The sequence below is a fragment of the Pseudomonas sp. WC2401 genome, assembly GCF_041200115.1.
In the GTDB taxonomy this organism is placed as follows: Bacteria; Pseudomonadota; Gammaproteobacteria; order Pseudomonadales; family Pseudomonadaceae; genus Aquipseudomonas; species Aquipseudomonas fragi.
In genome coordinates this window covers 2,819,703-2,844,455 of the sequence record NZ_CP165623.1, presented here as the reverse complement: position 1 = coordinate 2,844,455, position 24,753 = coordinate 2,819,703, and the positions used below count along the sequence as shown (strand labels likewise).

20 protein-coding genes are annotated in these 24,753 nt (G+C 51.8%); 15 read left to right on the top strand and 5 right to left on the bottom strand.

Going from position 1 to position 24,753, the window contains the following annotated elements:
• Positions 1 to 61: 61 nt before the first annotated feature.
• Together AB3G35_RS13030 and AB3G35_RS13025 are read right to left on the bottom strand one after the other, a co-directional pair.
• Positions 62 to 1,774 (bottom strand): ShlB/FhaC/HecB family hemolysin secretion/activation protein, encoded by a 1,713-nt coding sequence (locus AB3G35_RS13030; protein WP_369781576.1) that lies wholly within the window; start codon positions 1,772 to 1,774, stop codon positions 62 to 64.
• A gap of 162 nt (positions 1,775 to 1,936) precedes the next feature.
• Positions 1,937 to 2,386: a carboxymuconolactone decarboxylase family protein gene (locus tag AB3G35_RS13025; protein ID WP_134050647.1), complete on the bottom strand. Its 450-nt coding sequence runs from the start codon at positions 2,384 to 2,386 to the stop codon at positions 1,937 to 1,939.
• Positions 2,387 to 2,497: 111 nt separating this feature from the next.
• Between AB3G35_RS13025 and AB3G35_RS13020 the strand changes: the two genes are divergently transcribed.
• Complete coding sequence (locus tag AB3G35_RS13020) at positions 2,498 to 3,895, top strand: PLP-dependent aminotransferase family protein (RefSeq protein ID WP_016780575.1); 1,398 nt, start codon at positions 2,498 to 2,500, stop codon at positions 3,893 to 3,895.
• A gap of 68 nt (positions 3,896 to 3,963) precedes the next feature.
• Here the strand turns inward: AB3G35_RS13020 and AB3G35_RS13015 are convergent, their stop codons facing one another.
• Both AB3G35_RS13015 and AB3G35_RS13010 read right to left on the bottom strand, forming a co-directional pair.
• Complete coding sequence (locus AB3G35_RS13015) at positions 3,964 to 5,754, bottom strand: bifunctional diguanylate cyclase/phosphodiesterase (protein ID WP_086796424.1); 1,791 nt, start codon at positions 5,752 to 5,754, stop codon at positions 3,964 to 3,966.
• A 129-nt stretch (positions 5,755 to 5,883) separates the two neighbouring features.
• Positions 5,884 to 6,312: a helix-turn-helix domain-containing protein gene (locus AB3G35_RS13010; protein WP_369781575.1), complete on the bottom strand. Its 429-nt coding sequence runs from the start codon at positions 6,310 to 6,312 to the stop codon at positions 5,884 to 5,886.
• 79 nt (positions 6,313 to 6,391) lie between these two features.
• Here AB3G35_RS13010 and AB3G35_RS13005 point away from each other — a divergent pair, with 79 nt between their 5' ends.
• Positions 6,392 to 6,886, top strand: coding sequence for a DUF2938 domain-containing protein (locus AB3G35_RS13005; protein WP_369781574.1), 495 nt, complete (start codon positions 6,392 to 6,394; stop codon positions 6,884 to 6,886).
• Positions 6,887 to 6,919: 33 nt separating this feature from the next.
• Here the strand turns inward: AB3G35_RS13005 and AB3G35_RS13000 are convergent, their stop codons facing one another.
• The gene (locus AB3G35_RS13000) at positions 6,920 to 9,124 is read right to left on the bottom strand and encodes an OsmC domain/YcaO domain-containing protein (RefSeq protein ID WP_369781573.1); all 2,205 of its coding nucleotides are present in this window, start codon (positions 9,122 to 9,124) and stop codon (positions 6,920 to 6,922) included.
• Between the two features lie 1,411 nt (positions 9,125 to 10,535).
• On the opposite strand from AB3G35_RS13000, the gene AB3G35_RS12995 reads away from it, so the two are divergent.
• The 13 genes from AB3G35_RS12995 (at position 10,536) to AB3G35_RS12935 (ending at position 24,751) form a co-directional block, all read left to right on the top strand.
• Positions 10,536 to 10,976 carry a low molecular weight protein-tyrosine-phosphatase gene (locus tag AB3G35_RS12995; RefSeq protein WP_369781572.1) on the top strand — a complete coding sequence of 147 codons (441 nt, stop codon included), beginning with the start codon at positions 10,536 to 10,538 and terminating at the stop codon, positions 10,974 to 10,976.
• 39 nt (positions 10,977 to 11,015) lie between these two features.
• A complete protein-coding gene (locus AB3G35_RS12990; protein ID WP_106116603.1) occupies positions 11,016 to 13,244 on the top strand; it encodes a polysaccharide biosynthesis tyrosine autokinase in 2,229 nt (742 codons plus the stop codon).
• Positions 13,245 to 13,643: 399 nt separating this feature from the next.
• The gene (locus tag AB3G35_RS12985) at positions 13,644 to 14,975 is read left to right on the top strand and encodes a UDP-glucose/GDP-mannose dehydrogenase family protein (protein ID WP_369781571.1); all 1,332 of its coding nucleotides are present in this window, start codon (positions 13,644 to 13,646) and stop codon (positions 14,973 to 14,975) included.
• A 44-nt stretch (positions 14,976 to 15,019) separates the two neighbouring features.
• A complete protein-coding gene (locus AB3G35_RS12980; protein WP_369781570.1) occupies positions 15,020 to 16,285 on the top strand; it encodes a lipopolysaccharide biosynthesis protein in 1,266 nt (421 codons plus the stop codon).
• A 175-nt stretch (positions 16,286 to 16,460) separates the two neighbouring features.
• The gene (locus AB3G35_RS12975) at positions 16,461 to 17,552 is read left to right on the top strand and encodes a glycosyltransferase family 4 protein (protein WP_369781569.1); all 1,092 of its coding nucleotides are present in this window, start codon (positions 16,461 to 16,463) and stop codon (positions 17,550 to 17,552) included.
• A 156-nt stretch (positions 17,553 to 17,708) separates the two neighbouring features.
• On the top strand, positions 17,709 to 18,386 hold the full coding sequence (locus AB3G35_RS12970; RefSeq protein ID WP_369781568.1) for a glycosyltransferase family 32 protein: 678 nt from the start codon (positions 17,709 to 17,711) through the stop codon (positions 18,384 to 18,386).
• Positions 18,387 to 18,561: 175 nt separating this feature from the next.
• Positions 18,562 to 19,671 (top strand): EpsG family protein, encoded by a 1,110-nt coding sequence (locus AB3G35_RS12965; RefSeq protein ID WP_369781567.1) that lies wholly within the window; start codon positions 18,562 to 18,564, stop codon positions 19,669 to 19,671.
• Positions 19,671 to 20,036 carry a glycosyltransferase family 2 protein gene (locus tag AB3G35_RS12960; RefSeq protein ID WP_369781566.1) on the top strand — a complete coding sequence of 122 codons (366 nt, stop codon included), beginning with the start codon at positions 19,671 to 19,673 and terminating at the stop codon, positions 20,034 to 20,036. The genes AB3G35_RS12965 and AB3G35_RS12960 overlap by 1 nt, the downstream gene beginning before the upstream one ends.
• A gap of 478 nt (positions 20,037 to 20,514) precedes the next feature.
• On the top strand, positions 20,515 to 21,126 hold the full coding sequence (locus tag AB3G35_RS12955) for a glycosyltransferase (RefSeq protein WP_369781565.1): 612 nt from the start codon (positions 20,515 to 20,517) through the stop codon (positions 21,124 to 21,126).
• A 43-nt stretch (positions 21,127 to 21,169) separates the two neighbouring features.
• Entirely contained in the window at positions 21,170 to 21,487 is a 318-nt protein-coding gene (locus tag AB3G35_RS12950; RefSeq protein WP_369781564.1) for a glycosyltransferase, read from the top strand.
• A gap of 254 nt (positions 21,488 to 21,741) precedes the next feature.
• The gene (locus AB3G35_RS12945; RefSeq protein WP_369781563.1) at positions 21,742 to 22,893 is read left to right on the top strand and encodes an acyltransferase family protein; all 1,152 of its coding nucleotides are present in this window, start codon (positions 21,742 to 21,744) and stop codon (positions 22,891 to 22,893) included.
• A 353-nt stretch (positions 22,894 to 23,246) separates the two neighbouring features.
• The gene (locus tag AB3G35_RS12940) at positions 23,247 to 23,552 is read left to right on the top strand and encodes a hypothetical protein (protein WP_340056103.1); all 306 of its coding nucleotides are present in this window, start codon (positions 23,247 to 23,249) and stop codon (positions 23,550 to 23,552) included.
• An 86-nt stretch (positions 23,553 to 23,638) separates the two neighbouring features.
• Complete coding sequence (locus tag AB3G35_RS12935) at positions 23,639 to 24,751, top strand: polysaccharide biosynthesis/export family protein (protein WP_315247102.1); 1,113 nt, start codon at positions 23,639 to 23,641, stop codon at positions 24,749 to 24,751.
• Positions 24,752 to 24,753: the final 2 nt, after the last annotated feature.

Genomic DNA, 24,753 nt, shown 5'->3' with positions numbered 1-24,753 from the left:
ACGAGGCGACAAACGTCGCCCCAAGTAACGCTGCAGGGGCTTGCCGTGGCCCCTGCAGGCGTTATATCTGCACGCTCAGGCGTGCCAGCCAGACCGGAGGTTCATGGCTAAAACCCTTGGCAAGATTCAGCGCGTGCTGGTAATCGAGGTCCAGTTGCAGCCTGTGCCAACTCAGGTTGAGGCCGACACTGGCGCCGCTCAGGTACAGCCCCGGTACACCGTGCTCAGGCTTGACCCAGCCGTGGTCCAGCCCCAGCCGCGCCGTGAGGGTGACGGCCCGGTTGCTGCGCACGGGCATATAAAGAGTGTTGCGCCAGAGCGCGCCAATGGCACCCGAGGCACTGTTGCGGCGATAACCGCGCACGGCGGAATCATCGGTGCCCAGCAGTTGTTCGATGGCGGGTAATGGGTCCGGGCTGTACTGCAGCGACAACTGGCTTTGCCACTGCAAGGGCTGCCCGCCGAGCTGGCTGCTGCGCCACTGCACCAGGCTGGCCCGGTAGGTCTGCGACTGCGCCCTGGGCAGGTTGGGCAATACCCGATCGCTGTCGCGGTCGGCCCCCAGCCACGTCAGGCCCCGGGTGTAATTAAGGTCCAGGCTCCAGACCGCCGCGTCATGCCAGAACAGGTTGAAGCCGGCCTCGGCCAGGGTCAGGGTCGGGCTCTGAATGCCCAGGCGGGCTTTTTGCAGATAAGCGTCGACATCCTTGTGGGCCAGTTGCAAGTGAGCGCTCAGTTGATGGCCCTGGTTGCGCCACAACACCCGGTCGACGCGCAGGCCAAACTGGTCGGTGCGGCCGCTGCCATACAGGGTGGTCGTGGTGAGCTTGAGCGGGGCGCGGTATTCGATATGGCTGGCGAATGCGCTGAGGGTCCAGTAGCCATAAGGCACGGAGTAGAACAGGCCCGTGCTGCTGCTCAAGCGTGGGCCGTGGTTGAGGGTGTTGCTTGCGCTCAGGCTGAGCGCGTCATTGAGCTGCAACGGGCTGTCCAGAGTCAGGCCCAGCGTCTGCCGCTCAGGCCCGGTGCCGGCATTGCCGGTGTTGTCCAGGCCCAGGTCCAGGCTCCAGTGAGCGGCGCTGGCGGCCGCGCGAAGGATGATCCGCGAAGCGCCCTGGCGGCTGCCGGGCACGATATCGGCGGTCATGTCCACCGAGCGCAAGCGGTTTAGCTGGTCCAGCCCCTGCTCCAGGTCGCGCAGGTTCAGGGGCGTACCCAGCATGCCGGGAAACGCCCCGCGCAAGCTCAGCGGCAGGCGCTGGTCGGCCAGCTCGATGGCCTCGACATAGCCCTCGTCAACCGTGATATCCAGCGTGCGCCCGGCCGCCGGCATATGGCGCAAGTAAGGGCGCACGGCAATAAACCCGGCGGCCACATACACGCGGGTGATCTCGGCCAGCAGGCGGTTGATTTGGTGGACACCCATGCAGGGCGCCATATGGGCCTTGATACCGGCCTCCAGGGCCGAGGCTGGCAACAGCGTCACCCCGGCCAGACGCAGCCCTTGCAGGGGCCAGCAGTACTCGTCCTGGGCGGCTTGCCCGGGTAGCGCCGGGGCTGACGCCGGGGCCTGCGCGCCACCGCGCTGCAACTGCCGGCGGCGTTGCTCCAGTTGCAGGCGTTGCAACTCCCGTTGCTGTTGCTGCTGCAGGCGCAGGCTTTCCTGACCGGGTTGCAGGCCTTCGGCGGCGACCAGCGCCGATGAATAAAGACACAGCGAACACAGGATTCGCCTCGGGGTAAAGCGCCGGGGTGTACCACAATGCCGGTTCATCGTACGACATCCTCAGAGCGCCTCGAAGGCGAGTCAGGCCCCCGAACCCACTGCCAGGTTCAGGGCATATGCCATATATGACACCTACCAATATGTATTATTACATCCCGAAAAACAATATTACAAACCGTAATAAATCTGTAGCCGTCTCCCCCCCTTTGCTTACACCGCAGCCGCTGGCCGCAAACCAAAAGCCACGCCAAAACGGTTGTAGGCGTTCATCAGGCCGATGGCATAGGTCAGGTCCGTCAACTCCTTGTCGCTGAACTCGCTGGCAGCGGCCTGGTAATCCACCTCTGCGATACCGCGCTCGGCCACTCGGGTCACGCGTTCCGCCCAGGCCAGGGCCACCTGCTCGCGGGGGCTGAACAAGCCACCTGCTTCGTGCCACACCGGCACCAGCACCAGCTTTTCCACGGCCAGGCCGGCCTTGAGCAAATCCCGCGAGTGCATGTCGATGCAGTACGCGCAGCCGTTGATTTGTGACACCCGCAGGTACACCAGATCAATCAGCCCCTTGGCCAGCCCGCTGCCCTGCAGATACGCATACACCCCGCCAAACGCCTTGTAGCCCTCGGGTGCTGCCTTGGAATAATCGATACGCTGCGTCATGACGTGCCCTTGCATTGGCTGTTTAAGTGGCGCCATAGTGCGGCTTTATGGCCTTGCCAAAAAGAGCCATGATTGGCCTTTATCACCAGGCCATGTTCTGCAAGGACCCCCATGCAAACCCCGCCGCCGCCCTTCCCCGACCTCGACCGCAACGCCAGCGAACCCATCTACCGACAGCTCTACTGGCGTTTTCGCGAGGCCATCGCCAATGGATTGCTGCGCCCCGGCGAACGTGTGCCTGCGGCGAGGGCACTGGCCAGGGAACTGGGGCTGGCCCGGGGCACCATCGACACCGCGTATTCGCTGCTGACCTGCGAAGGTTACCTGCAAGCCCGTGGCCAGGCCGGTACCATCGTTGCGCCCGATATCGGCACTAACCCCCTGCCCGCCAGCCGCAGCCCCCAGGCCAGCCCGGCGATCAGGCACACCGCCCAGCCCCTGCCTTTTCAGCTCGGCGTACCGGCACTGGACGCCTTCCCGAAAAAGCTCTGGGCCCAAATCGGTGCACGCTGCGTGCGCAGCACCTGCGCCCAGGACATGGCCAACCCTTCAGCCTATGGCCTGCAGGCATTGCGCACGGCCCTTGCCAGCTATCTGCAGGTTTCCCGGGGCATCAGCTGCGTGCCCGAGCAAGTGTTTATCACCGCGGGCTACCAGGACAGCCTGGCGCTGATCACCCATGCCCTGCTCAAGCCCGGCGACCGGGTACTGATCGAAGACCCCGGCTACCCGCCGACCCGCCAGTTGCTGCAGCACCTGCAGATACAAACCGTGGCCCTGGCCGTCGACCACGAGGGCATGCGCTTGCCCGCAGCACACACCCGCGCCCAGGCCGCCGTGGTCACCCCGGCCCATCAAAGCCCGCTGTGCGTGTCGCTGTCCCTGCCGCGCAGGCTCGAGCTGCTGGCCTGGGCCAACCGGCAACAGGCGTGGATCATTGAAGACGACTACGACGGTGAATACCGCTATATCAGCCGCCCGCTGCCGGCCCTGAAAAGCCTGGACCGTGAAGGTCGAGTGATCTACAGCGGCACCTTCAGCAAAGTCCTGTTTCCGGGGCTGCGCCTGGCTTATGTAGTGGTGCCTCAGGCCCGGATCGAACGCTTTGAACACGCCAGCCGGAACGTTCGCAGCAGTTGCCCGCAACTGACCCAGGCCATCGTCGCGAGCTTTATGACCCAAGGCCATTTTGCCCGGCATATCCTGCGCATGCGCAAACTCTATGGCGAGCGCCGGGCGTTTACCCGCACCGGCCTGCAAAATGTGTTGGGTGAGCATGTGCGCATCGACAGCAGCCCGGGGGGCATGCACTTGATCCTGCGCCTTGGCGGGCAGCAATCAGACGTCGAACTGGCCCGGCGCATGCACAAGGCAGGCTTGTTTGCAGAGGCCCTGAGCGAGTGGAGCCACCTGGGGGAAAAGCCTTCGGGGCTGCTGCTGGGGTTTGCCAACATCGATTCGCAAGCCAGCGCCGAAGCGCTGGGCAGGCAGATATTGGCGCTGATGTGAGATGCAACCCCCTGTAACCCGTAGCGGCTGACGAGCGCAGCCGCGCACCGCACTTGAGCGGCTAGATCTCAGATAAAACTGCGCGGCTCGCGCAACAAGGCCTCCAGCTCCACCGCTGGCAGGGGCCGGCAAAACAGATAACCTTGCACCTGGTCGCAGCCGTTACGGGTCAAAAACTCCAGTTGCTCACGGGTCTCCACCCCTTCGGCGATCACCTGCAAATCAAGGCTGTGCGCCAACTCGATAATCGTCCGGGCAATGGCCGCATCCTGCGGGCTGAAGGTCACCTCGCGAATAAACGCGATATCGATTTTCAACTTGTCGATCGGAAAGCGGCTCAAATACGCAAGGCTCGAATACCCCGTGCCAAAGTCGTCAATGGAAATCTTCACCCCGATATCACGCAGCGTCAGCAGGCTGGCCACGGTATGCGGCGTGTTCTCCATCAACGACCCTTCGGTCAGCTCCACTTCAAGCAATTGCGGGTCGAGTTGATGGGCCTTGAGCGAGCGCTCGATATCATCGACCAGGTCCCCCTCGCAAATCTGCAGGGCCGACACGTTCACCGCGACCTCCACCCCACCAAGGCCCGCACTCTGCCACTGGGCGATCTGGCTGCAAACCCGGTCAATCACCCACTGGCCCACCTTCGAAATCAGCCCCAGGCTTTCCAGCAGCGGCACAAACACCGCCGGAGACACCGTGGCATGCCCCGGCCGGTGCCAGCGCAACAGTGCCTCAACCCCGCTGATGCGCCCGTCTGCCAGGTTGATCTTGGGCTGGTAATACACCTCGAACGCCTGCTTGCGCACCGCATCACGCAGCGCGGTTTCCAGCTCCTGGCGGGCCAGCACCTCGACGTTCATCTGCGCCGTGTAAAAACGATACGTATCCTTGCCCGCCTGCTTGGCCAGGCCCATCGCCGTATTGGCATGCTTGATCAGGCGGTGCGCCTCGGCGCCATCGTCCGGGTACAGGGCAATCCCGTAGCTGGCCGTCATCGGCGTATCATGGCCATGCAGCTTGAACGGTTCGCGCAGCACTTCGCGGATCCGGTCGACCATCTGCCGTGGCCCGGCCTGGCCCTTGCGGATCATCAGGATCAGGGCAAGCTCATCACCGTCCATACGCCCCAGGGTGTCACTGACATTCAGGCAGTTGGACAGGCGCTGGCTGAACTCGGCCAACACCTGATCGCCCATCAAATGGCCCCAGGTCAGGTTGATATTTTTAAAATCATTGAGCCCCACCGTCACCACGGCCAATTGCCAACCCCGCAGCGCCGCCTGGGTCAGGCCCATCTGCAGCGTGGTGTAAAACAGGTCGCGATTGGGCAAACCGGTCAGCGGGTCGTAATTGGCCATTTTCAGCAGCCGCTCATCGGCCCCCATCGCCGTGCGAAAGCCCTCCAGGTCGATGGTGCGTTTTTGCAGTTGCTGCTCCAGCATCATGGTGTGTACGGCCTGGTAGTCACCGAAGGCCTTGAGCCGCAACAGATTGCGTACCCGCAACCACAGCTCGTCACTGGCCACGGGCTTGAGGAGGAAATCCTCGGCCCCGGCCTCCAGCCCCAAAAGACGGGCGCTATGTTCGCCCTGCCCCGACAGCATGATGATCGGGATATTGGCCGTCGAGGTATTGGCCTTGAGCCTGCGTGCCACCTGGTAGCCGTCCGTGCCCGGCATCATGGCGTCAAGCAGGATCAGGTCCGGTGGTTGTTGCGCCACCGTCGCCAGCGCCTGCTCCCCCGAATCAGCCGTCAGCGTGCGGTAGCCCTGATCTTGCAGCAGGGACTCCAACAGCTGGCGCACATGAACATCATCGTCAACGATCAACAGTGTGGCAGGTGTATTGGACATGGATAGCGCTCAAATAAGAGGCTGTTAAGACAGCTAAGTGCCTGATCTGCCGGCATCCCTGCGCAGCGTTTCGTGCCCGTTTAAAGATTCAGTAAAGCACCGATCTGAACCCTTCACCACGCCAGTCGCTCAATCCGCAGGGCGGATAAAACGGCGGACGGCGGGCCCTCTGCCAGCGGCCGTATCGAGCAGGTTTTGAAAGCTGGGGCAGTCCGCATGCCGCGGTGCAGGGCATGCCGCCGCCCGGCGCAGTTCATCCCGAGCCAGACAGAGCCTGCCGATCAGGCCGTCCAGCTCGGCAGCCTTGTGCAGTAACCGGGTGCGGTCCAGATCGGTAAGGCCATCGCCCTGCACCATCGGGGCAATATCATCCAGGGAAAACATCAGCGACTGGGCCAACGCTATCAGCGCCAGTTTATCCAGCACATCGGCGCGAAAGACCCGGCTCAGGCCACGGCGGCCCACGGAGCGAATCAACCCCTTGTCCTCGTAATAACGCAAGGTCGACGCCGCGACCCCCGAGCGTCGCGCCACTTCACCGATGACCAGCTCTTTCATGCTTGACCTCAAGTCGACTTGAACTTGCACACTCACTGATTCAAGCAACCAGACACACACCAGGCAAGGGGCAATTGAGATGAATATCGTGGAAGTCATGGTCAACGGCGCCGTTATCGGCACAGGCGCAACCCTGTTTATGGACGCCGTGGCCGTTGGCAAACAGCATCTGGCAGGCATCGCGTCGCTGGATTACAGACTGGTCGGCCGCTGGCTGGGCCATATGTGCCAGGGCCGCTTCAGCCACCGCTCGATTGCCGCTGCCAGCCCCACCCGATATGAACAACTGATCGGCTGGGGGTTCCATTACCTTACCGGCATGGTCTTTGCGACCCTGCTGGTGGCCAGTGCCGGCAGTGCATGGCTGGCCCGGCCAACCTTGCTGCCGGCCCTGTTAACAGGCCTGATCAGCGTCGCCGCACCCTGGCTGCTGATGCAACCGGCGTGGGGCATGGGAATGGCCGGCGCACGCACCCCCAAGCCCTGGGTGGTGCGGCAAAAAAGCCTGACCACCCACCTGACCTTTGGCCTGGGGCTGTATATCACGGCGCGGCTATTGGCAGCCTGCGGATAAAGGACAGCGTGGGCGCGCAAGCAACGCAGTGATTTAACCCACCAGCCCCGCCGCCCGGGCCCGCGCCGCATGCAGCTTTTTATAGCTGTCGATCAGGCGCAGATGCTTGTCCAGCCCTTCGAGCTTGATGCTGGTCGGCGTCAGACCATAGAAGCGCACGCTGCTGTCCACCGACCCGATAGCCGCATCCATGCGCTCGTTGCCAAACATGCGGCGGAAGTTGGCTTCGTAGTCTTCCAGCTCCAGGTCTTCATCCAGCTTCATCTCCAGCACCGCATTCACGGCCTGGTAGAACAAACCGCGCTCCACCGTGTTGTCGTTGTACTGCAGGAACATCTCCACCGCCTCTTTCGCCTCTTCATACTGCTCAAGGGCGAGCCAGATCAGCAGCTTCAACTCCAGGATGGTCAACTGGCCCCAGGCGGTATTGTCATCAAACTCGATGCCGATCAACGTGGTGATATCGGTGTAATCATCCAGCTCGCTTTCCACCAGCCGCTCGACCAGCCCCTGCAACTCTTCTTCGTCAAGACGATGCAGGTTGAGGATATCGGCACGGAAAAACAGAGCCTTGTTGGTGTTGTCCCAGATCAGGTCATCAGCCGGGTAGATTTCCGAATAATCCGGCACCAGGATACGGCACGCCTTGGCGCCGATATGCTCGTACACCGCCATATACACCTGCTTGCCCATGCCTTCGAGAATGCCGAACAAGGTCGCGGCTTCCTCGGCATTGGCGTTTTCGCCCTGACTGGTGAAATCCCAGTCGACAAACTCGTAATCGGATTTTGAGCTGAAAAAGCGCCAGGACACCACACCGCTGGAATCGATAAAGTGCTCGACGAAATTGTTCGGCTCGGTCACCGCCTGCCCTTCAAAGGTCGGCTGCGGCAGATCGTTAAGCCCTTCAAAACTGCGCCCCTGCAGCAACTCGGTGAGGCTGCGCTCCAGCGCCACTTCCAGGCTCGGGTGGGCACCGAACGACGCAAACACACCACCGGTGCGCGGGTTCATCAAGGTCACGCACATCACCGGGAACTCGCCGCCCAAGGAGGCATCCTTGACCAGCACCGGGAAGCCCTGCTCTTCCAGCGCCTGGATCCCGGCCAGAATCGACGGGTACCTTTCCAGCACGGCCTGCGGCACATCCGGCAGGGCGAATTCACCCTCGATGATTTCACGCTTGACCGCCCGCTCGAAAATCTCCGACAGGCACTGCACCTGGGCTTCGGCCAGGGTATTGCCCGCGCTCATGCCGTTGCTCAGGAACAGGTTATCGATCAGATTGGAGGGGAAATACACCACCTCGCCATCCGACTGGCGCACGAAAGGCAGCGAGCAGATACCGCGCGCTTCGTTACCCGAATTGGTATCGATCAGATGGGAGCCGCGCAACTCACCTTCGCGGTTAAACGCCTTGAGGCAGTACGGATCGAGAATCTCACCCGGCAGCTCGTCGTTGGGCCCCGGCTGGAACCAGCGCTCGTCCGGGTAATGGACAAACTCGGCATTGGCGATCTCTTCGCCCCAGAACTGATCGTTGTAGAAGAAGTTGCAGTTAAGGCGCTCGATAAACTCGCCCAACGCCGACGCCAGCGCGCCCTCCTTGGTCGCGCCCTTGCCGTTGGTGAAGCACATCGGCGACTGCGCATCGCGGATATGCAGCGACCACACATTGGGCACGATATTGCGCCACGAAGCGATTTCGATCTTCATCCCCAGACCAGCCAGAATGGCCGACATATTGGCGATGGTCTGCTCCAGTGGCAGGTCCTTGCCGGCGATAAAGGTACCGCCCTCAGAACCGGACGCCGGCATCAACAGGGCCTGGGCATCGGCGTCGAGGTTTTCCACCTCTTCAATCACAAACTCGGGGCCGGCCTGCACCACCTTCTTCACCGTACAGCGATCGATGGAGCGCAGAATGCCCTGGCGGTCCTTCTCGGAAATATCCGCAGGCAACTCGACCTGAATCTTGAAAATCTGGTTGTAGCGGTTTTCGGGGTCGACAATATTGTTCTGCGACAGGCGAATATTCTCGGTAGGAATATTGCGCGTCGAGCAGTACAACTTCACAAAGTAGGCCGCGCACAGCGCCGACGACGCCAGAAAGTAATCGAACGGACCAGGAGCCGAACCATCGCCCTTGTAGCGGATGGGCTGATCGGCAACCACGGTGAAGTCATCGAACTTGGCTTCAAGTCGGAGGTTGTCGAGAAAGTTGACCTTGATTTCCATGCGGGATTACCAGAATTGCCAGACAAATAATGGCGGCCATTATCCGGTTTTTCGCCGGCAAGTGTTGTGCTTTCGCGCAACGGCCGCCGACCGGACAAACATAAAACCGCGTAGTCGCTGACGAGCGAAGCGAGGCTGCGTCCGGTTGCGCAGCGACCGTCAAACCTGAACCCACGATTTGCCTGAAACCCCGTCGACTCAAAAGAGCAGCCACAAACCCCTGTAGCCGCTGACGAGCGAAGCGAGGCTGCGTCCGGTTGCGCAGCGACCGTCAAACCTGAGTCCATGATTTGCCTGAAACCCCGCCGACTCAAAGAGCAACCACAAACCCCTGTAGCCGCTGACGAGCGAAGCGAGGCTGCGTACGGTTGCGCAGCGACCGTCAAACCTGAACCCACGATTTGCCTGAAACCCCGCCGAGTCCGGCGACACACTCAAAGAGCAGCCCCAACCCCCCTGTAGCCGCTGACGAGCGAAGCGAGGCTGCGTCCGGTTGCGCAGCGACCGTCAAACCTGAACCCATGATCTGCCTGAAACCCCGCCGAGTCCGGCGACACACTCAAAGAGCAGCCACAAACCCCTGTAGCCGCTGACGAGCGAAGCGAGGCTGCGTCCGGTTGCGCAGCGACCGTCAAACCTGAATCCGGGATTTACCTGCCCCCCCACAGCGCCCCCCAACCGTGACCACAAACAACATTCCAGTCACCATCATGGTGCAACTCACACATCCCCTATATATCGGCACAAACTTGATGCACAAACTCACATTAAATCTATATATGCACCACTTATAACCATAACTAACCCACGCACTTCCAAACAACTAACTGGCCAGTAACACCACCAATAAAAAGACCGTTTACACAGTCATATCATAGCGCCATCATTGCGACACACTGGCGCCCAAGGGCCCGCGACTCAGCCAACCTGCTGCCAGAGCAGCGGCTTCCAGGCCAAAAATACCGGCCTGCACATCACCTCCTACCCGTACACGGCCCCGGCAAGGGCCGCCCCACAAAGTCCGGGGCAGCGCCCGCTAGCACAGGGCCCTGCTCAAGACACCTGCCATTGGGCGGAGTTATTTTTGGTCGGCAACGGCCGAAATGTTATTTATTGTCGGCCAATAAATATTGAAATACGCCTATATAGCTCAAATAAAATCATCTGCTGATTTAAAGGTTGATATTGCAATCGGTTCGCAGTTAATATTTTGCCCGTTCAACTTCGTACCGACCCTTTATCTGTAATAAAGCCGGAGCAACTGTGCTCCCGCCCAGGCCATCGCCACATCATACTGATGCCGGCAGCCTTTATTGATAGGCACTGCCACTCCCTGGACAGGGAGTATTGGTCGTGACGATTCGTTAAGTGCTCTCGCCGGCTGAGCATGTATGGCACAAAGGAAGCTGCCTTGTTTAAACGAATCTTGATTGTCTGCATTGGCAACATTTGCCGCAGCCCTACCGCCGAACACCTCTTGCGGGTCGCCCTTGCGCCCACCGACATCGTCGTGAGCTCCGCAGGCCTGAGCGCCGTAAAAAGCAAGCCCATCGAAGCCACTGCTGCTGCTGTTCTAGAAGAACATGGCCACGCCGTGCCCGAACACATCTCCACCCAGCTGACCGCTGCCAAGATAAATGAAGCCGATCTTATTTTGGTCATGGAACAACATCATATTAATGGTGTCCTAAACCTCGCTCCAGAGGCTCGGGGCAAAGTATTCCTGCTGGGCAAATGGCAAGACAACCGCGAAATCAACGACCCGTACCGCCAGGGCAAGCCTGCTTTTGTGCATGCGTACGCACTGATTGATACCGCTGTAAATGCATGGGCCCAGCGGATCAAACGCTGAGTCATCCCTCGAATTACCGTGAAGATAAGAAACCGACTTATGCAGCAAGCACCCGTGACAAAGCCCCATGAACAAGATGACGATAACGACGAAATCGACCTGATGGGGTTGTTGGGTACGCTGATCGACCATAAATGGCTGATTGCCGGCGTCACGGGCGTGTTTATGGCGGCAGGCGTTGCCTATGCCCTGCTGGCTACGCCGGTGTACCAGGCAAATGCGTTGATTCAGGTAGAAGCCAAGAAGAATGATCCGCTGGGCTTTTCTGATATCAGCAGCATGCTGGGTAAAGAATCGCCGTCGGCGACGGAAATTGAGCTGATCAAGTCCCGCAGGAATATCGGTGCTGCTGTCGATAATTTGAAGCTGGATATTGAGGTAGAGCCCAACCGTTTTCCGCTGATTGGCGAGTTTATGGCGCGACGGTTCAAGCCGGATGCAGAAAATGCAGTAGCCAGCCCACTGTTCGGTATGAACAGTTATGCGTGGGGTGGTGAAAAGCTGAAGATTGCTGAGTTGGAATTGCCGCAGGAATTGCTGGGCAAGAAGCTCACACTGGTTAGCGGAGAGGCCGGGGATTTTACCCTGCTGGATGACGATGACAACGTGTTGCTCAAGGGCCAAGTTGGTAAAGATGTCAACGAAAATGGAATTTCGCTGACAGTAGAAAACTTACAAGCCAACCCGGGCACTACTTTTAGCGTAATCCGTAGCCCTCGCCTCAGCACGATCATGGGCTATCAAAAAGCTCTGGATGTCACCGAGCGAGGTAAAGAGTCCGGCATGATTGCCATGGCGCTCGAAGACAATGATCCGGCTACCGCAATCCAGACTCTGAATGAAATTGCCCGTCTCTATGTGCATCAAAACATTGAACGCACGTCTGCTGAAGCCGCACAAAGCCTGGGCTTTTTGAAAGATCAATTGCCACAAGTTCGCAAGGATTTGGAAAAAGCCGAAAACGCACTGAATGCCTTCCAAATTCGCAGCAAGTCCATTGATATCAGCCTGGAAGCCAAAGCCATCCTCGACCAGATAGTGGCGCTGGACACCAGCATCTCAGCCTTGAAACTGCAACAGGCCGAGATGGATCGCAAGTTCACACCACAGCATCCGGCTTACCGCGCCCTGATGGGACAACTGGCCGAGTTGACCAGCAAGCAAAACCGTTTAGCCAAACAGGTTGAAGGTTTGCCAAGCACCCAGCAAGAACTCCTTAGCCTGACCCGCGACCTGAAAGTCAGCACCGAGATTTACACGCAGTTGTTGAACAAATCTCAGGAGCTTGACGTGATGCGCGCTGGCGCAGTGGGCAATGTACGTCTAATAGATACTGCCGATGTTGACCTGCGAAATCCCGTCAAACCCAAAAAAGCACTGATCGTATTGATCGCTACTCTTTTTGGAGCATTCTTGGCCATTGGTTATGTTCTGTTCCGTAAGGCACTGAACCGTGGTGTAGAAAACCCGGATGACATTGAAAAACTTGGCCTACCAGTTTATGCGTCGATCCCTTTCAGTTCGCTGCAAAAAGTTGAAGATGAAAAGAGCCCTGGTGGTCGCGGCACCCGAGTAACACCGCTGCTGGCTAGCAGCCATCCAACCGATCTGGCAATTGAAGGCTTGCGTAGCCTGCGTACCAGTCTGCACTTCGCCATGCTGGAAGCCGATAACAACCGCTTGATGATTTCTGGCCCAAGTCCAAAAGTAGGCAAGTCATTTGTCTCTTCCAACCTGGCCGCTGTCATTGCCCAGTCGGGTCAGCGCGTGTTGTTGGTCGACGTGGATATGCGCAAAGGTTATATCCACAAAATGTTTGGCATTCCTGTAGAGAACGGTTTATCCGATCTATTGGCTAAACGTTGCGATCTCAATACTGCTACTCATAAAACGGAAGTGGAAAACCTGGATGTTATTGGACGTGGTCAAATCCCTCCAAACCCATCTGAATTGCTGATGCACAAAAATTTTACCGAGTTCCTGGAGCACGTGAGTGCTAACTACGATCTGGTGATTTTGGATACGCCACCATTCTTGGCCGTAACGGACGCCGCTATTGTTGGCCGCCAATCGGGCACCAACTTGATTGTTACCCGTTTTGAACTGAATCCGGCCCGCGAAGTCGAACTGACCATGCGTCGATTTGCCCAGAACGGGATTAACCTGAAAGGCGCTATTTTCAACGGGGTAGAAAAACGTGCATCGGCTAAATACGGCTACGGCGCCTACGGCTACTACAACTATGAATACAAGTCCGACAGCGTTTAATTATAGCGTATAAATAATCACGAGCGCCCCCGATCACTTGAGGGCGCTCTTTTAATGCCTCAATACCGAAGTAACAACACATTTCATCAGAACTCACCGCTCTCAAGGATTGGCGAATAATCTTGTGGCGGTAGCGTGTCTAAATATATGTAATAAATCTTATAGCCTAAAAAATCATTATTGCGCATAGGTATATACACCTCACACTGTCTCGCCTCCCCGCCCTATTCATCTACATTGAGTTATCGATACATCATGACCAGGGCTAATTCTTTTGCATATAAAAGTAAAGCAAAGAAACTTTTATACAGTGTATATACCTATGCTCACTTATCAATGTGGGTAATATTTTAGTTTACTCCCATCTTTCCATTCGCAATACGCTCAAAGGGAATCGGCATGAAAGTTACAGTTTTTGGCATCGGTTACGTCGGCCTAGTCCAAGGCGCCGTCCTTGCAGAAGTCGGCCATGACGTCGTCTGTATTGATATCGATGCCAACAAAGTCGAACGCCTGAAACAAGGTCATATTCCAATCTATGAGCCGGGCCTTGAGGCACTGGTAAAAGAAAACCATGCTGCAGGTCGCCTGAACTTCACCACAGATGCAGCCGCAGGCGTTAAACACGGTGAAGTCCAGTTCATCGCTGTAGGCACTCCACCAGACGAAGACGGGTCCGCCGATCTTAAATATGTGTTGGCTGTAGCAGAAACCATTGCCAAGCATATGGAACATCCGCAAATCATTATCGATAAATCAACTGTCCCGGTCGGCACCGCCGACAAGGTCAGCGCGAAGATCACACAAGTACTGGCGACTCGTGGGCGTGAAGATCTGGACTTCAGCGTGGTGTCCAACCCTGAGTTCCTGAAAGAAGGCTCAGCTGTTGCAGATTGCATGCGCCCAGACCGTATCGTCATCGGCACAGACAACAAAAACGCAGAAGATGTCATGCGTGAGTTGTACGCCCCCTTTAACCGAAATCACGAAAAAATTATCGTGATGGACGTGCGCAGTGCCGAACTGACCAAATACGCAGCCAACTGCATGCTGGCAACAAAAATCAGCTTTATGAACGAAATGGCAAACCTGGCTGAAATGCTCGGCGCTGATATCGAGATGGTTCGCCAGGGCATCGGTTCAGATCCACGTATTGGCTACCAATTCTTATACGCCGGCGTTGGCTATGGCGGCTCCTGCTTTCCTAAAGATGTACAGGCACTGATTCGAACTGCCGATAGCATCGACTTTGATGCAAAAGTGCTTAAGGCAGTAGAGAGCCGTAACGATGAACAGAAATCCGTTCTGTTTAAAAAGATATCAAAACACTTCGACGGAAATTTGAGCGGCAAAACTTTTGCACTTTGGGGCCTAAGTTTCAAACCCAACACCGATGACATGCGAGAGGCTCCAAGCCGGGTATTGATGGAGGCTCTATGGGAAGCAGGTGCCAAAGTGCAAGCTTTTGACCCGGAAGCCATGGAAGAAACTCAACGTATTTATGGTGCTCAGGAAGAACTGAGCCTATGCGGTACAAAAGAGTCGGCGATAAAGGGCGCTGATGCACTAATTATTGTGACCGAGTGGCAAGAATTTAAAGCTCCTGATTTTGAATATATTAAGCAACAACTTAAATCGGCGTTGATATTTGATGGCCGAAACCTTTTCGAACCAAAAAGAATGAGTAAAAAAGGAATTACTTACTATTCAGTAGGTCGCCAAAACCAATAACACTATCAATTAAGCTAACATTAATCAGCAAAGGCAGACCTACTTTGTTCAACAAGATCAGGCAACTCACACAAAGTAAGTTTGCTCGCAATGTGGCAGTTGTAGCTACGGGAACTGCTGGCGCCCAAGCAATTGCAATGGCTTTCTCGCCCGCAATCACTCGGATCTATGGCCCAGAAACTTTTGGTGCTATGGGGACATTCATCGCCATTTTTGAAATGGTAAGCCCGTTGGCTGCTCTCAGTTACCCATTGGCAATGGTGCTACCAAAGCAGGATTCAGATGCAATCGGGTTAGCGAAAATATCGCTCTGGATTGCATTGCTGACCTCATTGATCACTGCACTGGTGTTGATCCTTTTTAAAACACCTATCGTAGAAGCTTTCAATCTGCATGCCATTGAACCGTTCTTGTTAATTCTACCTGTCACCATGTTCTTTTCAGTCCTGATGACTAGTTCAAGCCAATGGACAATCAGAAAGAGACTATTTAACCTCAAAGCCAAATCTGCCATTCTCCAAGCTTTTATTATCGGTTTGATGAAAGCCGGGCTGGGATTGCTTAATCCGTCAGCAGTAATTTTGATAGGAACAACTTCCTTCGGCTATTTATTGCAAGCGATTCTTATTGGAGTTGGCGTACGGGAGAAAAACAAGGAAGACAAGCCGAGTAAACTTTCGAATTATGAGGCCACAGGTTTACTCAAGCAGTACAAAGACTTCGCGTACTACCGCACCCCGCAAATATTTTTGAATAGCGTTGGCCAGAGCTTGCCTATATTGATGTTGGCAAATTTATTTACCCCTGCCGCAGTAGGATTTTATGTACTGGCTCGCACAGTTCTTTTCGTACCTTCAAATTTAATCGGCACTTCAGTTGCAGAGGTGTTCTATCCAAAATTTGTCGAAACAATTCGCAATGGGGAAAGCGGAAAAAAACTGCTGGTGAAAGCATGTGCCACTTTAGCGGCCATAGGAAGCCTTCCATACCTTGTTTTAATAGCCTTTGGCCCCTGGTTGTTCGCATTGATATTTGGCGCTGATTGGAAGGAGGCAGGTGAATACTCCCGCTGGATGTCTATATGGTTGTTTGTCGTACTAGTTACACGTCCGATAATCGCTGCTATCCCCGCACTGTCTCTTCAAGGATTATTCCTGGCATTCGAGGCAATTGCTGTGCTGATTCGGGTGCTGGCGATATTGATTGGGTATTTATGGATCGGGACCGCGTTAGGCGCTGTGATGGCATTTAGTTTGAGCAATGCAATAATATATGCTGCACTAACCGCGCTGATCATCCGGAAAGCCTGAAGCACAACTGTTTTCTACATATATAACAAACGCTAAAAAACTGGCAACACCTATACAACTTATAAAACAGCCATATTATTAGAATTCAATCGCATCAAATTGAAAGTTTCGGCAGATCTGCTCCAACACTCTAACATCACTTCCACAATTCACTCTTAAGAATCATTAATTATATATGATACTATTTATACTTTATGAGTTTGTATCGAGCACCCAAAAAGGGGCGTCCGGAGGAAATATTTCAAACTACTTATTAATTGATAAACTTAGACAGCACAAAAAAATCGGCATTATAGCTCCCAACATATCCAAAGACTTGGTGAATGAGCTCGAAGATAAAGGCATCTTCGTAGTTACGGACAACCTGGAACTTAGACCTCCATTCGGAGGACTTAAGAAAAGGCAATGGTTCAAAACTGCGATTGACCTACTTATCCGCTCCCACCCAAAATTGATTTCAGAACTCGATATAGTAGTCACATCAAATGGTACATGTGATTTAACTGAAAAACTCAGGACAAACAAAACACAGTTCTACATATTATGCAGAGCATTTGAAGATTTTTTTGATCACGAATCACATTACCCACTACAAGAAAAAATCAGACGTAAATTTAAAAAAATTTATGCAGCCAAAAAAATTGCCTTGGCTTACCGAAGCGCAGATAGAATAGTTACAAATAGCGAGTTCATGAAAGATTTTATTGGCACATATTATCCTAAAGTCGATATTAGTGTTTTATACCCCCCCATAGATATCCCTCTTAAAAACCTTAAGCCAATACCATCCAAGCCCAGAGTGGGAATTATTAACCCTTCAGCTCGAAAAGGCGAAGGGGTATTTCTATCATTAGCACACAATCATCCTGAACTAAATTTTGTATACTTTTCGCAAAACCCAAAAAAATACTCCTCAAAAAACATTCATTATGCTGGTTGGTGTAGCGACAGGGATAAGTTATTCACGCACATTGACATACTTATTGCACCCTCAGCTTGGACCGAACCATTTGGGAGGGTAAGTGTAGAGGCTGTTCGATCAGGCATACCTGTATTAGTATCAAACATAGGAGGGTTGCCTGAAACTGTTGACTCCTCGTTTGTAGTTACAACTCAGACCATTGAGTGCTGGGAAGACAAATTAAGCTGGATTACTAGTAACCCGAATGAAGTGGAAGAAGCGTGGAGTCGCTCAGTTTTAAAATCTGCTGATTTTGAGCAATCATCGCATGATAAAAATGCACTGAACATCTTTGCCACACCCTGAAGTTTCGCACAAAAATATCAAGCGCTCAAAAATAATATTTCAAATATAACAATCGCACAACACCCACTGTATTCACTGCATCGAACACAGTGCATTCAGCACTATGCGCATCATGAATTAACCTACAATCATCCGCAGAATATTTTGGATATATATATGATTCCTAAGAAAATACATTACATCTGGTTGGGGAAAAACCCACTACCTGAAACAATAAAAAAATGTATAGCTAGCTGGAAAAAAACTCTTCCTGATTACGAAATTCAATGCTGGGACGAAAGCAACTTAAATATTACTGACCCTGCATATCTAAAAACTCTTGAGGCAAAAAAATGGGCTTTTGCTTCAGATATCGCACGCCTGCATGTTTTGTATAATCATGGCGGAATCTATTTGGATACCGACATGGAAGTCATCAAAAGCTTGAACCCACTGCTCGACACTGACATGTTTATCGGACTTGAAGATGACAAACATATCGCTGCAGGAATTATTGGCTGCACTGCGAAGAACGCCTTCATAAAAGATTCACTTGAAGCGGTTACTCGCTCGCTTTCAACAGACACCATACCGATTCCGCAGGTGATGACAAAAGTATACGAAACTCAAAAAGGCAACTACACATTCAACCACAAGATATATAGCAAGGAATTTTTTTATCCCTACAACCCTTTCGCATCGGAAATTAAAATCTTGTTTTATTCCGATGTCGTTGAAAATACGTATGCCATTCATCACTGGGGGCATTCATGGAAAATGGGTATAGCAGAGAAGATATTTCAAAAACTTAAAAGAACTTTAAAAAAACACTTTCTCAAAGGTACAACAGCATAAAGCCAATCTCTGGCCAAGGTCACTTTTACACGCAGTCAACATCGAACCACCAATTAAAGCCACGCGTCAATTTAGATTTACGCCAAGCTATTTCATTTGCTAATTGAATCCAAATAGATGCATACGTGATTTTTAATAGAGCAAAGCACTCCCCATCAGATTAAGTATTGGCCAGATGAACAGCATAATTATATTAACTTCATACTTTGTAGCTAGCTGGACAATCTGTGCGCTTTTACATAAAGGCGACTCCATTTTACTGAAAAACAATGAGCACAACGCGCATAAATTAATATTTCTAACCCTCCCCCCTTTAATCTTAGGTTTTTACTTCATTGCACTACGACCCTTCGACTCTGGTGGCGACACTGTAACGTACCTGGCTTCTTATAACCGCCTAAGCTCGCCCATAACCGCAACATTAGACACAGGATTCGGCACTGAACTATTGTTCTGGCCTGTGCAAGCCCTAATGAAACCTTTCCTCGATGAGCGTGGATGGCTGATTGCTAATTACTTCATAATTTTGTCATTGACGTATTTTGCATATAAAAAGGCGACGGACAAAACTCCTATTTCGCCCCTTCTTTTTTCTTTGGTCTTTATGACGTTTTTTGCGGTATACGCAGGGAACGCAATGCGTCAAATTTACTCAATACCATTGGGCTTACTAGCGTTCCACTACTGCTATCAGAAGAACTATTCTCGCTTCGTCATATTTGCAGCTCTCTCAATTGCGTTCCATTGGTCTGCTGTCATCATTTTGGCTAGCCCGTTATTCACCAGATTACCAAACAAGAAATCCTACTATATTGGTATTCCAATAGCCGCACTAGCTTGCTCATCACTCATAGGGCCATTTGTAGAGTTGGTTACCAGCTTGACCGGATTAGATTGGCTATCGGATAAGTCGAACCTTTACCTGAAAGGTGGTCGCGTATCTCATATCGAGGCTGTCTGGAAAACAGTTAATTTTTGGTTATGTGTTATCATTTATCTATCGTTGGTGTTTACAAACGCCATATCCGATGAAAAACATCAAAATATCTCCAAGTTTCTTCTGATGTTTTTTTCGCTGATGCTTTTCGCTGTGACTAACGCAGATGTCTCTGAACGGTATATGGTGTGGTTTCTCTTCTTGGTCCCGCTAGCTGTTGCAGTCATATTTTCCAAGATCAAAATCACCTCTGCACTTAAGAACCAATTTCTTTTAATACTCTTCATGTTAATGGCCGCGCTTGTGTTCACGCGCGAAAGTGCAATGGCCACCTTGGGAATTTCGTAATGAAAAAATGTTGTGTGCTAATACCCTATTATAATGCAGGCCACTCACTCATCCAGGCAATTGACTCTATTGACCACGACTACATCACTCCAGATATAATAGTAGTCGATGATGGAAGCGAACAAATAAAAGCAGCAGATATACTGCGTGAATACAAGGGAGTCTTACCGATAAAGCTATTGGAGCTCAAATTTAACCAAGGTATTGAGCACGCTCTTAATCACGGACTAACAGTACTAGGTCGAGATTATGAATTTATTGCGCGATTAGATTGTGGTGACATCTGCAAGAACAACAGATTTCAAAAACAACTAAAGTTTCTCGAACAAAACCCTACACTGTTTCCTTGTTGGCAGCTGGGTTGACTTTACCGATATGGACGGCCAAAAACTTTATACTGTTGCTCATGCGTCCGACTTCGAATTACTCAAGAAAAAAATGTTTTTGAATGCAACATTCACGCATCCAACTGTCATTTTCAAAAGCCAGGTTTTGGATACTATTGGCCTGTATCCAACCGACGCTCCAGCAGCTGAAGATTACGCTTATTTTTTCAAAATAATTCAAAAGCATTATGCAACCAACATTCAAGAAAGTTTAGTTTCCTGCACTATCGACCCTAATGGAATATCGACAAAGAAACGTAAAACACAAATAAAAAGCCGGATGTCTGTCATCATTAAACACTTCACTCTTAATCGATATTCCATTTATGGTTTATTTCGCTCAGCCCTTCTACTATATACACCAAGAAGCTTTACAATCTTCCTTAAGACATTTTTACGCCCAAGTCGATAAGTACAACTTCCCAATCATATAATTAAGCAGTGACAAAGTGGTCCAATGGCTAATATAGAAATCCTACATTGCGCGGAAACTATCAAAGGCGGGATAGCAACTTATTTGAGGGAACTTTTGCCCCTTCAAGCTGAGACCTTTGGTGCTGAGGCAATTGCAGTAATTATCCCCGAATCTCAACGTACCGAGCTTCCTTCTCTCAAGGGCGTGAAGATACTTACCTACAAAGATAAAAAAAACCGTGCTTTAAACTCCATCTCTATCGCTAAAGTCACAGCTCATTTTATACGTGAAAACCCCACAAAAATCGTGCATATACACTCGACGTTTGCCGGCGTTACTCTAAGGCCGCTGATATGGATTTTATATAGAAAGGTTAAAGCTATATATTGCCCTCATGGTTGGGCATGGGATAGGCCAATGTCTCGTTGGAAGCGAACGTTGACGATCTGGATTGAAAAAGCCCTTTCACATTTATGTAAACGTATAATCTGCATATCTCAACATGAAAAAAATACCGCAATAAAGATAGGTATCAATGAGTCCAAGCTATCCGTTGTGCTAAACGGCATGGGTTGCGCTCCTTGCCCTAGCACTAAACAATATGCTGCATGGCCGGGAAGCGGAAGAAAGCTTTTATTTATAAGGTCGTTTTGACAATCAGAAAGGCGTAGATATTTTTTGCGACTCATTACGTCAATTGAAAAACAAAGCAAGTGGCATAATTGTTGGCGACTATGTGCTGGGTGATAGTGAGCAACTTGAATTACCCTCTAACGCTAGGCATATAGGCTGGCTCACCGCCGAAGACTTGCAATCTCTCTACTTAACAGCGGACATATTGATTGTTCCTTCCCGCTGGGAGGGATTCGGACTTGTCGCTGTAGAAGCCATGCGTGCGGGATTACCTGTTATCGCCTCAAATGTTGGGGGACTAGCAGAAGTTGTGGAAGACAATGCTACAGGTATTTTAATTGATCCCAATAGCGTCCAAGCCTTGGTAGATGCTCATCAATAGATTAAGCTTAGAGTCCTTGAAAGAAATGGGCATGCTTGGAAAACTCCGTTTCAGCCAATGCTTTACGATTCCAGCGAGTGCATCATGAGCTTCTAGGGATCTACCATAACCTTTGAATCATACAGCACTAATAGAAGCCAATTTTTTGCGCTGCTTAAGCACTATTCATAATCCAATCATTATAAAATCTTTATATTCATTCTTCACCCACCACCTATCCCACTTGAATGATACCCCAAAACAATGGATTACTAATGAGCAAACTAGGTTATTTAGATTCAATCAGGGGCTTGGCTTGTATCTGCGTAGTACTCTCCCATGCTTCTCTGGTTTTCTTCCCATACATCCATGCTTTTTTTGGTGATATTCCAGAGACCAATCAAACTCAAAACCTCATCCACAACAGCCCATTTACATTTGTATTTTCTGGAACAGGGGCAGTATATGTTTTTTTTGTCTTGAGCGGTTTTGTGCTTAGTAGAAGTATGCACAATAAAGATGCGTCAGGATTTATTTCAGCGTTTTTTGCAAGATACCCAAGGCTAATGATTCCCGCCCTATTCTCTTGCATTTTCGCCTTTCTCATTTACAGCGTCATAGTACTCCTTGCACCGCCACAAAATTTATCCCCGTGGTTTTACAACCAGCTTGTTAATACACCAAACTTTTTTGACTCCATAAAATCTGGCGTTATAGATGCATTTTTCCTGGGCAAGAGCAATTACAACAACGTTTTATGGACGATGAGCATAGAACTCTCAGGATCATTTTTAATCTACTTGTTTATGTACCTAAACAATCATATCAATAAAACCATTTCTTCGGCATTATTTTTAGCCACCATTATTCTGATAGCACCAATATCCACTAAATATGCGGGTGGCTTTTTCTGCTTTTGGGTAGGGTTTACAATTTACATAACCGATTTCAAAATTCGTGGGTTTTGGCTATCGCTATCAGCTTTATTGTTAGGCCTCTACTTGGCTGGCGTACATTATGGCAGTTATTCTTACTCATGGATTGATTACCTTTTAAAGCAGCGCTCATATTTGGCATGTAACATTTTCGCTGGAATTTTAATTGTTTGGTCAATTTATTCATCCGAGACCTTCCAACAGCTACTCACCAAAAAATGGCTGATCTGGCTTGGTAAAAAGTCTTTTTCAATATATTTACTTCACATGCCGCTGATGATTCTTACCAGCTACCTTTTTTTTGATCTTTTCGACAAACAATTTGGTTATGATATAGCAGCACTTTTAATGACTCTATCGGTTGTGCTTTTAAGCGTGATAACCTCTGCCTTATTTTCATTTATAGATGATTATGCTGTTGCTCTTTCGAAGCTCACCGGCGAAAAAGCAAGCCGTTTTTATTGTGCCCTTAGAGCTAACTCTCCAACCTGAATCTCAGACTCAGCCTAGGGTGTTTAACTCAAAAAAGTTTTAGCTCCGACAACAGATTTTCCGCCTCAAGGGCATTTGTAAACGAAATCATATGCCCAGTTGCAGCAAACCTGCAGCTAAAGTATAGAATCAAGAGCCCAGTGTTATAAAAAGTCAGCACGCACAATAGCCCTGCACAGGTATTCTTGAGCCGTTATTGCACATTAAAATGCCTGTACAGAATCACTTGAGTGCCTGACCCATTAGAACCTTTCACAGGTCTAAGAGTCATATCCAGGGTTCGACGTTCATAGCCTTGGACATAGGCGCTCCGCCACAACCGCCAATACAGACTTTTTCAAAAGGATTTTCAAATGAATAAATTCATCGTTTCCGCACTCGCCTTGGCTCTGAGCTCCACCGCTTTCGCCGCCGAACCTGTTGCAGTATCTGCTGACGACGCAGCAGTTGAAGCACCTGCTGCAGAAGCCGGCTCCCTGGCAACTGAAACCGGCGTTCTGGGTGGCGTAAGCACCACTACCGCAGTTGGTGTGGGTGTTGCCGCAGCAGCCGGCATTGCGGCCGCAGCTTCGGGCGGTGGTGGTGGTGGCGGTGGCAACGGCGGCACTACTGGCACCACAGGTACTACTGGCACCACGGGCACTACCGGTACCAACTAAGTACCTGCCAGGTCGAAAGGACTAAACCACCTGGAGCATTCCAGGCATTTGATTTTGATGTGTTTCCTTTACAAGTGTCCTCAATGATGATTCGTAGTTTGTCGCTCGCGGTACTTGCAGGGTTCGCCCTGCAAGGTTGTATGTTTGCGCCCGGTCAATACCTGGATACCAGTGAGATCGGAACTGAAGGCTCTCCAGAAAGCAGTCGGGTCGAGTTAATCCCCATCACCCCAAAACTGATTGCGCAAAACGCGGCGACATACGTCTCAAGCTCGGTGCCGGCAGAATTGCTGGCATTCAAGCCCCAGGCTTACCGGATCGGTGCCAACGATGTGCTGTATATCACTGTTTGGGACCATCCTGAGTTGACGGCGCCCTCCGGCGCACAACAACAGATTGACGCGAACGGTCGCCTGGTGCGGCCGGACGGCACTATCTTCTACCCCTATATCGGCAAGCTTGATGCAGCGGGTAAAACTATCGAAGAACTGCGCTCCACCATTGCCCAGCGTTTGGCGCAGTATGTGGATAGCCCTCAGGTCGATCTGAGTGTGCTGCGTTTTGCCAGCCAAAAAGCCATTCTTGCCGGCGCAGTGACCAAAGCTGGCCCGATGCCCATTACCACTTCGCCAATGAGTGTGGTTGAAGCCATTGGCGCAGCCGGCATTGAGCCGCTCAATGCCGATTTATCTAGCCTTACATTGACCCGCGATGGCCGCGAATACATCCTTGATCTGGATTCGCTCAACGGTCAGGGGGCACAGTTGCACAATGTCTTCCTCAAGGATGGCGACCAGTTATATCTGCCGTACAACGATCGCAAGAAGATTTATGTGATGGGTGAAGTCCTTGCGCCGCAGGCAGTCAAGTTCAAGACCAAGCATATGAACCTGGCTGATGTTGTCGGCTCGGTGGGCGGTTTGAATCAAACCACCTCCAACGGCAATGCGCTGTATGTGATCCGTGGCGCCGAGAATCTCGAGACCGAACCGGCCAAGGTCTTCCAGCTGGATGCCGAATCCCCTACCGCCTTTGCGATTGCCAGCCATTTCGAGCTTAAACCTCAGGACATCGTTTACGTAGGCCCTGCGCAAGTCACCCGCTGGAACCGTCTGATCAGCCAGTTGCTACCTTCGGCAACCATCCTGGGTACAGGCGCGGCCGCCGGTAACAACCTCAGTGAAGCCAACAGCCGATAAGG

Coding starts and splice junctions, on each gene's coding strand:
- AB3G35_RS13030 (WP_369781576.1), bottom strand. CDS start 1,774: ATGAACCGGCATTGTGGTACACCCCGGCGCTTTACCCCGAGGCGAATC.
- AB3G35_RS13025 (WP_134050647.1), bottom strand. CDS start 2,386: ATGACGCAGCGTATCGATTATTCCAAGGCAGCACCCGAGGGCTACAAG.
- AB3G35_RS13020 (WP_016780575.1), top strand. CDS start 2,498: ATGCAAACCCCGCCGCCGCCCTTCCCCGACCTCGACCGCAACGCCAGC.
- AB3G35_RS13015 (WP_086796424.1), bottom strand. CDS start 5,754: ATGTCCAATACACCTGCCACACTGTTGATCGTTGACGATGATGTTCAT.
- AB3G35_RS13010 (WP_369781575.1), bottom strand. CDS start 6,312: ATGAAAGAGCTGGTCATCGGTGAAGTGGCGCGACGCTCGGGGGTCGCG.
- AB3G35_RS13005 (WP_369781574.1), top strand. CDS start 6,392: ATGAATATCGTGGAAGTCATGGTCAACGGCGCCGTTATCGGCACAGGC.
- AB3G35_RS13000 (WP_369781573.1), bottom strand. CDS start 9,124: ATGGAAATCAAGGTCAACTTTCTCGACAACCTCCGACTTGAAGCCAAG.
- AB3G35_RS12990 (WP_106116603.1), top strand. CDS start 11,016: ATGCAGCAAGCACCCGTGACAAAGCCCCATGAACAAGATGACGATAAC.
- AB3G35_RS12985 (WP_369781571.1), top strand. CDS start 13,644: ATGAAAGTTACAGTTTTTGGCATCGGTTACGTCGGCCTAGTCCAAGGC.
- AB3G35_RS12975 (WP_369781569.1), top strand. CDS start 16,461: ATGATACTATTTATACTTTATGAGTTTGTATCGAGCACCCAAAAAGGG.
- AB3G35_RS12970 (WP_369781568.1), top strand. CDS start 17,709: ATGATTCCTAAGAAAATACATTACATCTGGTTGGGGAAAAACCCACTA.
- AB3G35_RS12965 (WP_369781567.1), top strand. CDS start 18,562: ATGAACAGCATAATTATATTAACTTCATACTTTGTAGCTAGCTGGACA.
- AB3G35_RS12960 (WP_369781566.1), top strand. CDS start 19,671: ATGAAAAAATGTTGTGTGCTAATACCCTATTATAATGCAGGCCACTCA.
- AB3G35_RS12955 (WP_369781565.1), top strand. CDS start 20,515: ATGGCTAATATAGAAATCCTACATTGCGCGGAAACTATCAAAGGCGGG.
- AB3G35_RS12945 (WP_369781563.1), top strand. CDS start 21,742: ATGAGCAAACTAGGTTATTTAGATTCAATCAGGGGCTTGGCTTGTATC.
- AB3G35_RS12940 (WP_340056103.1), top strand. CDS start 23,247: ATGAATAAATTCATCGTTTCCGCACTCGCCTTGGCTCTGAGCTCCACC.
- AB3G35_RS12935 (WP_315247102.1), top strand. CDS start 23,639: ATGATTCGTAGTTTGTCGCTCGCGGTACTTGCAGGGTTCGCCCTGCAA.